The 12,724-nt window shown below is 39.7% G+C and carries 11 protein-coding genes; 5 read left to right on the forward strand and 6 right to left on the reverse strand.

The genetic code is table 11. From position 1 onward, the window contains the following. Positions 1 to 161 precede the first annotated feature (161 nt). The 6 genes from KDU71_RS06640 to KDU71_RS06665 form a co-directional block, all read right to left on the reverse strand. Positions 162 to 1,358 carry an FprA family A-type flavoprotein gene (locus tag KDU71_RS06640; protein WP_212189138.1) on the reverse strand — a complete coding sequence of 399 codons (1,197 nt, stop codon included), beginning with the start codon at positions 1,356 to 1,358 and terminating at the stop codon, positions 162 to 164. A gap of 171 nt (positions 1,359 to 1,529) precedes the next feature. After that, the gene (locus KDU71_RS06645; RefSeq protein WP_212189139.1) at positions 1,530 to 1,982 is read right to left on the reverse strand and encodes an SPOR domain-containing protein; all 453 of its coding nucleotides are present in this window, start codon (positions 1,980 to 1,982) and stop codon (positions 1,530 to 1,532) included. A 20-nt stretch (positions 1,983 to 2,002) separates the two neighbouring features. Further along, the gene (locus tag KDU71_RS06650) at positions 2,003 to 2,635 is read right to left on the reverse strand and encodes a hypothetical protein (protein ID WP_212189140.1); all 633 of its coding nucleotides are present in this window, start codon (positions 2,633 to 2,635) and stop codon (positions 2,003 to 2,005) included. 114 nt (positions 2,636 to 2,749) lie between these two features. Beyond that, the gene (gene mltG, locus KDU71_RS06655; RefSeq protein ID WP_212189141.1) at positions 2,750 to 3,817 is read right to left on the reverse strand and encodes an endolytic transglycosylase MltG; all 1,068 of its coding nucleotides are present in this window, start codon (positions 3,815 to 3,817) and stop codon (positions 2,750 to 2,752) included. Between the two features lie 31 nt (positions 3,818 to 3,848). Next, positions 3,849 to 4,862: a UDP-N-acetylmuramate dehydrogenase gene (gene murB / locus KDU71_RS06660; RefSeq protein WP_244828250.1), complete on the reverse strand. Its 1,014-nt coding sequence runs from the start codon at positions 4,860 to 4,862 to the stop codon at positions 3,849 to 3,851. A gap of 119 nt (positions 4,863 to 4,981) precedes the next feature. Beyond that, positions 4,982 to 6,991 carry a methyl-accepting chemotaxis protein gene (locus KDU71_RS06665; protein WP_212189142.1) on the reverse strand — a complete coding sequence of 670 codons (2,010 nt, stop codon included), beginning with the start codon at positions 6,989 to 6,991 and terminating at the stop codon, positions 4,982 to 4,984. A gap of 251 nt (positions 6,992 to 7,242) precedes the next feature. On the opposite strand from KDU71_RS06665, the gene KDU71_RS06670 reads away from it, so the two are divergent. From KDU71_RS06670 to KDU71_RS06690, 5 genes are all read left to right on the forward strand, one after another. Next, entirely contained in the window at positions 7,243 to 7,743 is a 501-nt protein-coding gene (locus tag KDU71_RS06670) for a hypothetical protein (protein WP_212189143.1), read from the forward strand. Between the two features lie 98 nt (positions 7,744 to 7,841). Beyond that, positions 7,842 to 8,747, forward strand: coding sequence for a 1,4-dihydroxy-2-naphthoate polyprenyltransferase (locus KDU71_RS06675; RefSeq protein WP_212189144.1), 906 nt, complete (start codon positions 7,842 to 7,844; stop codon positions 8,745 to 8,747). Between the two features lie 4 nt (positions 8,748 to 8,751). Continuing rightward, positions 8,752 to 9,807, forward strand: a complete 1,056-nt coding sequence (locus tag KDU71_RS06680; RefSeq protein ID WP_212189145.1) for an o-succinylbenzoate synthase — start codon at positions 8,752 to 8,754, stop codon at positions 9,805 to 9,807. Position 9,808: 1 nt separating this feature from the next. Further along, positions 9,809 to 10,873 carry an AMP-binding protein gene (locus KDU71_RS06685; protein ID WP_212189146.1) on the forward strand — a complete coding sequence of 355 codons (1,065 nt, stop codon included), beginning with the start codon at positions 9,809 to 9,811 and terminating at the stop codon, positions 10,871 to 10,873. Between the two features lie 65 nt (positions 10,874 to 10,938). Next, complete coding sequence (locus KDU71_RS06690; RefSeq protein WP_212189147.1) at positions 10,939 to 12,693, forward strand: DUF4091 domain-containing protein; 1,755 nt, start codon at positions 10,939 to 10,941, stop codon at positions 12,691 to 12,693. Positions 12,694 to 12,724: the final 31 nt, after the last annotated feature.

The following is a 12,724-nucleotide window of genomic DNA, read 5'->3' on the forward strand; positions in this document are numbered from 1 at the left end:
CGTGCACAACTTCATAGCAGCATAGCAATAATGCAAAAGCAAATCTATTTTAAAACACAAAAAAGAGGATGTCTCAATTTTGGACACCCTCTTTTTTTTGACAAAAAAAGAGCAACTGCCTGACAGTTGCTCTTCCTCTTCAGAATTTTATTGATCTAATACTATCTCTCTGCCTTAAGTTTTTCAGCCATTGCAACTCCTAATTGCCAGCAGGCTTCGTACTTGTCTTCTTTTAATGCGTGCTTTTCTTCCACAGCCTCAGCTACTTCTTCCCACTTCAGGGTTTCGCCAATCTCGCGCAATTTCTTAACCGATGCGCCAGCCCACGTAAATGAACCTAAGACACCAAAATAGTGGTTAGTAACACCCATATGCTCCAGTTTCAGTGCCAGAGCTTCCATATTTGGATGCAATTCATTGCTATAAGTAGGACTTCCCAGGATTAAACCTTTGAACTTAAAGATGTCTGAAATAATGTATGAAGGATGTGTTTTGCTTACATCGTAAACACGCACGTTTTTAATGCCGCTTTCAGTAATAGCCCGGGCAGTTACTTCAGCCATTTCTTCGGTATTACCATACATGGATGCATAGGCCACAACAACACCTTCTTCGCCTTCATACTTGCTCCATTTATCGTACATGTCAATCATGCGGCCAATGTTTTCTCTGTAGATTGGACCGTGCGATGGTGCTACCATTTTAATATCAAGACCACCCAGTTTTTGCAAGGCTTTTTGAACAGGATTACCATATTTGCCTACGATATTTGAGTAGTAGCGACGCATCTCATCGATGTAATGCTCAAAGTCCAGCTCATCGTCAAAAATGCCGCCATCCAATGTGCCAAAGCTACCGAAGGCATCAGATGAGAAAAGAATCTTGTTGGTTTCTTCAAAACAAACCATCGACTCGGGCCAGTGTACCATTGGTACGGTATAAAAGGTTAGTTTACGTTTGCCAAGGTCAATTGTGTCGCCTTCTTTCACTAACTCAAAGTTACCTGTGATACCATAGTAGCCTTCAATCATTGGAACTGTTTTTTTGTTTCCAACAATTTTCATTTCAGGATATAGTTCCGTCAGAATTCGAATGGCTCCGGAGTGATCTGGTTCCATATGGTTAACCACAAGGTAATCCACTGGGCGCCCATTGAGTATCGCTCTTACTTTAGCAATCCACTTTTCAAAATGACCTGCTTCAACAGTGTCAACAATAGCCACTTTTTCGTCTGCTATAACATATGAGTTATAGGAAACACCACGATCGAGCGGCCACATATTTTCAAATAAGTTGGTGCGGCGATCGTTGACTCCCACATAAAAAATATCTTCCGAAAGATTTACCGGTCTGTACATTTCTTGTCTGGTTTATATTGTATGTAATTTATTTCGGTATTTGAATGCGCAAAAATAGGAAAAAGTTAGCGAGTAGAAAGAATAAAAATCATCTTATATCCTGACTAATAATTGATGAGTGCAAAAAAGCCGGAACTGGTGTACCGGCTTTTTTTGATGCTTTAGTTTAAATTATGAGCGACGAATCAATAACCACACATCGTCATATTTATCGTATTTGCTGCGTATGGCGCTGATGCGTTCGCGTGCAGGCATCTCGTCATTATACGCCGAAACTGATACTCTGTACAAGCCATTTTCATTCTCGAGCAATACGGGTAAGAATCCTTCTCCTGATAGCTGTTTTTTATAGTTTTGTGCATTTTCTAATACCCTGAATGAACCAATAATGACGTAGTATTTAAATACTTCAGTTTCCGGCTCATCAACCACTTTTACTTTTTCTTCTTTAACCACAATTTTGTCAGTCTTAGGAGCAGGCTCTTCTTTTACTACAGGAGTGGTTTCTTCCTGCACATAAGGGCTGTCGCTATCATCAAAGCTGGATGAACCATTATTAAGCGATGCGCATGATACAACTACAATTGAAAGTACGGTTAGTGTTAAGAATTTAAATTGCTGCATATGTTTATAGTTTATTGTTATTATCTGTTAGCAAAGCTAATGGCTTCATAAAACTGTTTTCTTTTACGAAAATAGTTCCAATTTTCTTCTGTAGCTACTTCCTGCAGATAATCTTCAAAAATGTTGCTAAAAATATTGGCAAATGTAAAGTGTTCAGACTTTAAATAATCCTGTGAATGTATAGCTTTTATGCGATCGATATATTTTCCGATGATTTTTGTCTTATTAAGGTCGTTCTTGTATTCGCCATTCAAGATCCCTTTTTCGAGATTATCACTTAAGCGTTTTTCAATGAAATCAATAATTTGGTTCTGATAAGAATGATATAATTCAGGATTCATTTTTGCAATGAATACATATTTAGCTGGCGATAGCTGACCAAAGCGTTCATATATTTCCTGGCCGCTGATAACCATGCTATCAATGGCACTTTCCGATTCATATTTTTCAAAATCGAGAACTTCTGATATTACAAGATTTTTAAAATCAAGAATTTGCTTAATCAGGCTGTCGGGTGTTGGTGCCCATCGTGTAATATCAGTAAGTTGATAACCCAATGCTTTACATATTTCTGCCAGGTTTATTTTATCGCTCTGATGCGAGTGTAAATAATCGCGTAGTTGAATAATAAGCAACCGTTGATCCTGTTTCATCGCGCAAGATTTTAACATATTTACAATGCACTATCAAATTAGGTATTTTTGCCAGAAAAAATCAAATTAAGCATCAGTGGTTTTCCTGCAAATCAACAGATTTGAACATTTAGGTTATCGGTAAATTCGCTGTGCATTAAGGGCCCGTTGAAACTTCGCCGCATTGATATTGTGTTGTTTCAGTGTTTTAGCAAAGTTATGATAGCCTGAGAAATCTTCTTTGGCGCACATATACAAGTATTGGTGCTGAGTGTAATTCAAAACGGCTTCAATACCTGACACAGAAGGGATACGTATTGGGCCGGGTGGTAAACCAGCATACAAATATGTGTTGTAGGGTGAATCTGTTTTTAAATCTTTTGTAAGCACACGCTGTATAGTGAAATCACCAATGGCATATTTAATGGTAGGATCAGCCTGGAGCCTGATATTTTTTTTCAATCGGTTAATGTATAGGCCAGCGACCTTTGGCTTTTCATCTTGTTTAATCGTTTCTTCATCAACAATTGCTGCCAGTGTGCTCACTTCCAGTGGTGTTAATCCTGCTGATTCCGCTTTACTTCGTCTGCTTGCCGTCCAGAACTTGTTATACTCATTATGCATTCTGTCAATGAACTTCTCGGGTGATGTGTTCCACCAGAATTCGTAGGTGTTGGGAATAAAAAGTGCCGGACTTGTTGCCTTGTTAAATCCCAGGTCATTAAAAACTTTTTCATCTGTCAGAGCCTGTAGGAATGTAGCGCTATCGGCTTCGAGATATTGGCTGATTCTACCGGCCAGTTCGGGCATGGTTCTGATGTTATTAAACGTAACTTTAACTGCAGACTGGTTGCCCGAGCGCAAGGTATTCACCAAATCATTATTCGACCAGTTATTCACCAACTTGTATCTGCCTGGCTTAATAATGGTGTAGTTCTTTTTTTGAGCCACCCATTTAAAGGCGTCAAGATCTTTTAGGTAGCCACCATCTTCCAGGGCAACTGTTACATCTTCAAAATCGGCACCGGTAGGAATGTAGAAAAATTCATGCCCGCCTTTAATGGTTACGTTGGGTTCAAAAATCTTATTGTAGAATGAGCGTCCAATAAACACAGCAGCAATGATGACAATAAGCAGCATGTAAAATAGACGCAATAATAACTTATTTGGACGAGCTTTTTTGCTTTGTTGTTTAATAGTCATAATGGTAGCTTAAAGTTTTATATATCAGCCATCAAATAATGTTGACTTCGGGCTCAATTGATATCCCGAATTTATTGTTAACATCTTGCATAATTGTATGGGCCAGTTCTAGCATATCTTTACCACTGGCACCTCCTTTATTAACGAGCACAAGGGCTTGTTTGTTATGAACAGCTGCTTTGCCTAAGGCTTTACCTTTCCAGCCTGCTTGTTCAATAAGCCAACCGGCAGGTATTTTAATGAGATCGTGCGTTACCGGGTACGATGGAACTGAACTGTGCTGTTCGTGCAAAGTGGCAAACTGTTCTTTACTAATTACCGGATTCTTAAAAAATGAACCGGCATTACCCAGTTCTTCCGGTTCGGGCAGTTTGCTTTTGCGAATATCAATAATGGCTGTTCGCACATTCGGCAATGTTATTTTTCCCATTTTTTCAACCTGTTCTTTTATGGGACCATAACTTAGATTGTAGCTTTCAGTTTTATTTAGTTTAAACACCACTGATGTTATAACTGTTTTATTTTTAAGTTCACCTTTGAAGATACTCTGTCTGTAGGCAAACTGGCAAGCTTCTGCACTTAGGGAAAAAGCCTGATTATTTTCGATGAAAATGCCGTTAACCTGTTCGATGCAGTCTTTCACTTCAGCACCATAGGCTCCAATATTTTGAACTGGAGAGGCGCCCACATTACCGGGAATGTAGGAAAGATTCTCAAGTCCAAACCAGTTATTGTTGACACAATGTTCCACTAGTTCGTCCCATACTACACCAGCTTGCACATCCAACCATATGTGTTCATCGTTTTCTTTGACGCTACATATTTCTTTCATAGCAGGATGAATGACGATGCCATTAAAGTTATTGCTAAACAAGATGTTGCTGCCACCACCTAAAATCAGATAAGGCTGAGGATATTGCTTGATGTAGGATAATGCACCTTGCAGTTGGTCGATTGTGTTGCAGGATATGAAGCCTTTGCAGGACACATCAAACCCAAAGGTGTTGTACGACTTGAGGTTAAAGTTTTTTTGTGTCTGAATCATATGTTTCCAGTTGAACTGGCAAAGATAAAAGAATATGCCATAAGGAATCGCCCGGGTATTTGAAATAACGAAAAAAGGGAAAGCGACTGCCTTCCCTTATTAACTTGGTCATTCTATGTCTACATACTTACATATTCATTTTCGTCCACCATCTCTTCAAACTCAACATAGGCTTGCTTTTTATTCGTGTCAGTCTTTTCGGATGGGGGCTGGTTGTTTTCAAAGGATTTGTATTCTGTCTGTCCGGTTTCTTTTACCTTAAAAAACTTCACCATACTATCCAGTTCAGCAGCCTGACTTGATAGTTCTTCGGAGCTTCCTGCCATTTCTTCAGCTGAAGTAGCATTCTGCTGTGTTACCATGCTGAATTGGTGTATGGCTGCATTCACCTGATTGACACCCTGCTCTTGTTCCAGACTGGCACTTGCAATTTCCTGCACCAGATTTGAGGTGTTGTTAATATCAGGTATTATTTCTTTCAAAAGGTTATTTGAGCTTTCCGAAATTTGAGCACCCGTTTTAGCCAGTTCAACAATCGCACTGGCAGCTTCTTTACTTTTTTCGGCCAGCTTCCTTATTTCGTTGGCTACAACTGTAAATCCTTTACCGCTTTCACCTGCTCTGGCGGCTTCCACTGCTGCATTAAGGGCTAAAATATTTGTTTGCTGGGCAATTTCAACAATCACTTTTATTTTAGAGTTGATATTCGCCGAGGCCTCCACGCTGTTAGCCGATGCGCTGGCCACATTATTAATAGAGTTGGCTGTTCGCTGCGATACTCGCATAGCTTCATGGGCATGCTCCGAATTTTGTTGGATATTGGCAGTCATCTCTTCCATTGATGAAGAAATTTCCTCGGCCGATGCGGCCTGTTCATTTACGCCGCTGGATATTTGCTGAGCTCCGGCCGTAAGTTGTTGACTGGCCACCGCCAAATTATCCGAGCCGGTTTTTATATTTGAGATGATATTATTTAGTTGAGTTGCCATGTTTAGCAGTGCGCTGGCCAATTGGCCGATTTCATCCTTTTGATTAATGTCAACATTAGCAGTTAGGTCACCATCGGCTACTTCATTGGCAAATTGAAGTGATTTTTTAATGGGTTTAACCAGATTATCGGTAATGAAGAAAGCCAATATTGTAGCCAATACAACCGCTATGATAATAAAAATAATAACAATGGTTTGTGTACCCTGAGCTTTGTCAAGCATCACTTTGTCGGTAAGAATATGCTTTTTTGATTCATCTATTGCCTTATTAAATAATTGTCCCATGGTTTCCAGATGTGTCATGGTCTCGTGCTGATAGATATAATTGGCTTTGTCCATTCCTTCCAGGTGTTGAGCGCTCCAATTACCTAGCTCCACCAGCTCTGCAAGTACATTTTCGGTATTCTTTTTAATGGTAGAATTAAAGTAAATACGAGCTGCTTCGTTATCACCCTTTCGTTGCATTGATTCAGCCACATAAACACTTGTGTGCAGTTTCTCGTGCTTTTCAACAATCTGATCGATGAATGTTTGTATGTCAGGGTTTTGTTCCACTAACTTTTGTAAATCTTCGGAGTTCAGCCATTTGCCAAAGTTGCATTGTGCCGGATCTTTATTGACATTAATTACTTTGCTGTTGAAGATAAAAATTGCATCCTTCACCTTGTTCATCCAATTTATGTGGTCTAGTTCGGCTTGCTTTAACTGCAATGACAAGTGCCAATCGATCTGTTTGAATTCTTCCTGTAATTTAATAGCGGAGGCATGCAGGTGTTTGTGAGGCTCTTCAAACTCATCAAATACAGGCGCTAATTCGGGTGCCAGTTCTTGTGCCTTTTCTCTGCCTTCACCATAATACCATTGACCAAAGGCACACAGATGATGATCTGTTTGTACACTTAATTCTGTTACCTCGTTGTCCGTTAGTAAACGGTTCACTTCTTTAGCCCAAATCAGATGGTCAACGTACTTACCTTCTAAATCGCTTCTTAGTTTGTTGCCATCGATTGTTTCCGATGCATTATCAACAATGCCATTAATGCCAAAAATAGCCCATAATCCGGTGGCTAGCAATAATGAAATAATAACACTGAAAGCAAGAAAAAACTTTCTACTCAGTTTTAAGTCAATCCATTTCATAGATGTAGTTTTTCGTTCTGCTTCCTGACTCTCACATTCCCGCAGCTATAATACGGAAATATACGTAGTATGGCCATTTTTTTTGACGAAAAGAAAATAATCTAATGCAAATACAGATATTAGAATAGATATCTTTTCAACAGGAGGAGTAAGTGGGGTATAAACAATAGAATTGTAATCTTTCACATCTTTTTTGTTTTGTTTAATAATTCTGGTATGCCTCTTGAAGAGATGCTAATAAACAGAATAGCATGTTGCCAGATGATGTGTGGGAATTAATCTCCAATTCCTACAAATATGAACGAAGAAGGTGTCGGAAGCAGTTTGAAGAAGTCTGCAGCAGATCATCTTACCGTATGATTGACTATCGCAATGCCGATGTTTTGAAAGGCTTTATTGGCTTTTGGGATTTTGGCAAATGGGTGGTAATTGAGCATTTAGCTGTAAGTAATAATCAGGTTTTTCATGAAACCATGTCGATGTTGCTTAAGCAACTAATTGAACAAGTGGATAAGAATGTGATTATTGTAGCTGAAGTTGATATTCTTTTGGCTCCAGAACATTACTTGTTGAAAAGTGAATATGTCAATGCCGGGTTTGTTGAGAATCCATATGTTTATATTCAACCGTCATATCATAGAGGTTGTGCTTCATACCCGCAGCGAATTATGAGTTTTCCACATAGTATTTCCTATGAGCAGTTTAAGGATTTAAGGAGTCTGTTGTATCGCTTTATTTATGGTAAAAACTGATTAATGTGGGCCTGCTAAAAGCTGTTTGAGCTAATATCCATCATATCTGATGCTTTTGTTTTATGGCATTTATTTACTTTTGCAGTAAATATGATTTTATGACAAAAGTACGTGCGTGGGTGAGTGCCTTTAGGTTACGCACATTGCCTCTGGCTCTCTCGACAATAATCATGGGCGGTTTTCTGGCCCAATTTTATGGTATGTTTAAGTGGTCTGTATTTTTATTGGCCATCATTACCACCTTGTTTCTTCAGGTACTCTCCAACTTAGCCAACGATTATGGCGACACAGTTAATGGTGCCGATCATAAAGGTCGACAAGGGCCTCAGCGCATGGTGCAATCTGGTTTAATTAGCCAGAAAAGTATGCGCAGAGCTATTGCGATTTGTGCATCGCTGGCATTGGTTTCGGGTATATTACTCATTTACTTCTCTTTTTCGCAGGCTGCAAGCATTAGTGGATTAGTGTTCTTTTTATTGGGAGTGGCTTCTATTGTTGCGGCTCTAAAATATACCATGGGTAAAAATCCTTATGGCTACCAAGGGCATGGTGACTTATTTGTGTTGCTATTTTTTGGCCTGGTGGGTGTTGGCGGTTCATTTTATTTACACGGACAAATGCTTCATTGGGATGTTTTGTATCCTGCACTTGCCGTTGGTTTTTTAAGTACAGGTGTTTTAAATCTCAATAATATGAGAGACAGGCAGAGTGATAAGGAGGCAGGTAAAAACACTTTGGTGGTTAAAAAGGGTATAGTATGGGCTAAACGCTATCATTATTTATTGGTTATTGGTGCATTGTTGCTGTCTACTGTATTTGTTGTTACTAATGGGTATCAAATGTCGATGTTTATGTTTCTGCTAAGCACACCACTTTTCATAAGACACCTTTGGGTGGTTAACAAAGCGGCGGAAGCTGATGATTTTGATCCTGAGCTTAAAAAGCTGGCTATTTCTTCATTAGTGTATGTGCTGTTGTTCGGCACCGGTTTAATTCTTACATAGTAGTATGCTAACAGCCACTTATAAAAAACAGGAATTAGTTTTTAAGGAAGCAGGCGGAACATCCCGCGGGGTATTAGAGACCAAGCCCAGTTGGTTTATAAAAATTGAGAATAATCAGGGGATATTCGGAATAGGAGAATGTTCGATTATTCCGGGTTTAAGTATGGATGACAGCTTAGAGCTTGATGTAATTATTGCAGATGTTTGTACAAACATAAACGATTATGTCCAGGATTATCATCAGCACCTAAAAGATGTGCCTGCATTACGTTTTGCTATTGAAACAGCATTGAAAGGATTGCAGGTGAAACACCCTTACGAATTGTATCCAAGTCAGTTTACGAGTGGTAATGAACCGATTGTTATTAACGGGCTTATATGGATGGGAGAGGCAGAGACGATGCTGAAGCGTATTGAGGAAAAGCTGAAGCAAGGCTTTTCTTGTCTGAAACTTAAGGTGGGTGCCATCGATTTTAACGAAGAACTTCGTCTGCTGAGGCATATAAGAAATCGTTACAGTGAAAAAGACCTGGAGCTTAGGCTGGATGCCAATGGTGCCTTTTCACCCGTTGAAGCTTTGTCCAAATTGGAGGCATTGTCGTCCTTTAAAATACATTCCATTGAGCAGCCAATTGAGGCTGGGCAGTATGAGGATATGTTTCAATTGTGCCGAAAAACCACTATTCCTATTGCACTTGATGAGGAGTTGATTGGTGTAAATGATATGTCGGCAAAGGCCGAGTTGTTAAGGTTAATAATGCCTCAATACATTATATTAAAGCCCAGCTTGTTGGGGGGTGTTATGGCTTCAGATGAATGGATTAGCATAGCCGATGAGCTTAATATTGGCTGGTGGGCCACCTCAGCTCTTGAAGCCAATATTGGTCTTAATGCCATAGCGCAATGGGTAGCCACGAAAAACAGCTCTCTTCGTCAGGGATTAGGAACTGGGCAGGTTTTTACCAATAACCTGCGGTCACCACTTTATCTTAAAGGACAGGAGTTGTATTATAATCCTCATGGAAACTGGGAAAATCCTTTTGAAGCTAATGATGGATAGTATGGATTCATACAAACAATACGATGCACTGTTAGTTGACGGTATACAATACTGTGGGATTGCATCTGTACTGACTTGGGTTCAAAAACTGGAAGCAACAAATGAATCTGAGAACCTTCTGATAGCGACATTTATTAGGGATTGGTTTGATGATAAGGATGATATAACATTGCAAACATCGGGGAGTACTGGTCAGCCAAAAACCATTAAGGTGCATAAACAAGCCATGGTAGCATCAGCTTGTCGTACTATAAGGTTTTTTAATCTTCAAAAGGGCGATAGAGCCTTATTGTGTTTATCAGCGAAATACATTGCTGGAAAAATGATGTTAGTAAGAGCTTTGGTTGGAGGTTTGGATATAGTGATAACTAATGTCAATTCTAATCCTTTGCAACAGATTAATCAGGTAATTGATTTTGCTGCTATGGTGCCAATGCAGCTACACAATGTCCTGTCCGATACTCCAGAAAAGTTAAAGAATATCAAACAACTAATTATTGGCGGAGGTAGTGTTAATCCATTGTTATTGGGTCAATTGGCGGGATTGACTACAGAAGTGTGGGAAACCTATGGCATGACTGAGACAGTATCACATATTGCCTTGCGTAGCTTGTCTAATGCTGATGAAATATTTAAGCTGTTACCCGGATTGGTAATTGATGTTGATAGTCGTGGTTGTTTGAAGGTTCTGTCATCTGATATCAATACTGAAACACTATTAACCAACGATATGGTTATGCTGGAGTCCTCTACTCAATTCCGCTTGCTGGGACGATGGGATAATGTGATTAATACTGGCGGTGTTAAAGTGATGCCCGAGCTGATTGAAGCCAAACTTAAATCAGTAATTAAGGAGGATTTTATAATCTCCTGGAAGCCTGATGATATTCTGGGGCAGAAGATTGTGCTGGTGCTGGAGGCCGATTCAGTAATTGATATGGAGGGTGTTGATATGTCAATGTTGTCTAAATATGAGCAGCCTAAGGAGGTTATGGCTGTAAGTTGTTTTCCCAAAACAGAAACGGGAAAGATACATCGGCTTAAATTACGCGAACTGTTGGGCTAAAAGTCGTTTGTCCATCCCCAAAATATTATATTTGCTTACTTATTATTATCGAACACATCAAAGGAATGAAAATATATATTGTTTTTGCTCTGGCGGGATTATTCTTGCTTACCTCTTGCTACAACCAGCGACCAGATATTAGTTATTCTACGTTTAGCGAGATTGATAATCCAGATCCAAAGAACCAGGAAGAGTGGCTGGCAACGGGGCGTGGCTTGCATTTGTCTTTTGGGTCAAAAGATGTTAAATATATGAAGGGGAAAGTGCCCATGCTGGCAGTTGTCAAGGACAAACAAATTCATGCATGGAAAGGTGAAACGGTATCTTTTCAAGCTGTTTTGTGGAGTTCCTATGACGTTAAACAGGTGGAGTGTGTTTGGGATGATTTTGTTTCAGAAGAGGGGATAACAATTAGCAAAGATATTATCCAAACCAGGTATATGAGGTATATGCTGGGTGACGTCTCTTTTGTTAATGATAAATCTCTGGCATTAAAACAGCGTGATTCAACGTTATTGCCCGATATGCTGGATAGTTTGCCTTGTATAGATATGGAAGCGCAAAGTGTCAGACCAATATGGTTTACCATTCAGGTGCCACGAGAAGCTAAAGCGGGTATTTATAAGACAGCGCTTAAGGTGTACTCCAAAGAAAATCCGCCACAAGAATTAAGGCTCAATCTTCAGGTAATAGAAAAAACATTGCCGCCAACAGATGATTGGCGTTTTCAAACCAATATGTGCATTAATCCTGTAGAAATTGCTCATTGGCACAACGCTCCATTATGGGGCGAGCAACATTTTAATGAGCTTCAACCATATGTTGAGCTGATGAAAAGAGCCGGGCAGAAGAGTATAACTGCTTATTTGTTCGATCACTACAACGATGTTGGCGCTCCACTTGTACAATGGGTGAAACAATCAAACGGTCAGGTAGTGGCTGATTTTACCAATTTTGATAAGTGGATTACTTTCCTGTTAGATAATGGTATAACTTCTCAAATTGATTGTTACGCCTTTGAACCAAACATTAGCAATAGCTTAACTATATTAGATGAAGCGACTGGTAAAAGGCAGTTAAAAGAACTGAAGGTGCAAGATGATGGCAGGTTGATTAAAGCATGCTATACTAATATCATCAATCATTTGCTTAAAAAGCAATGGTTTGATAAAACGGTTTTTGTGGTTAATGAAGGGCCAACTGAAGAGGTAACCAGGCTGAAGCAGCTGTTGCATGAAGTTAACAAGGATGTGAAGCTTGAGTTGCTGGCACATGAGTGGACATCTGGTTTGCTAAAAGATGTTTATGCAGCTAATGTACCTTCTCAATTCAGTAATCTGAAGGAATGGTTTCGCATCCGGCACCAAAAAGGTTTAGAAACTTCCTATCAGTTGGATGCCAATAGTCAGTTTCCTAATGTTTTTCTACACTCGCCATCTGCAGAGTCAGCTTGGTTTGGCTGGTATGCAGCTGCTCAGGGTATTGATGGCATACACATTGAAGCATTTAATAATTGGTTACCAAATCCTCTGACAAATGCACGGCAGGAGTTCCGCTCTTCGGGCAGTAACTATCTTATTTATCCTGATGCAAAAAGCTCAATCCGGTTTGAGCGATTGATTGAAGGGATTCAGGATTTTGAGAAGATATTGCTGATGCGCGATGAGTTGGAAGGTATGGATGATGAAACTAGTCGCCGGAAACTAGAATTATTAGATGAAGTGCTGAGTGATTTCGTTATTGAACGGATACCCCGGGAGAGTGCCAGTCAGATGGTGCGGGAGGGGCAAGAGCTGCTTAAGGAACTTCATCATCAATGATTGCCAAATTGAGATTGGGCGCACGAATTAT

The organism is Carboxylicivirga sediminis (assembly GCF_018156225.1).
Classification (GTDB): domain Bacteria; phylum Bacteroidota; class Bacteroidia; order Bacteroidales; family Marinilabiliaceae; genus Carboxylicivirga; species Carboxylicivirga sediminis.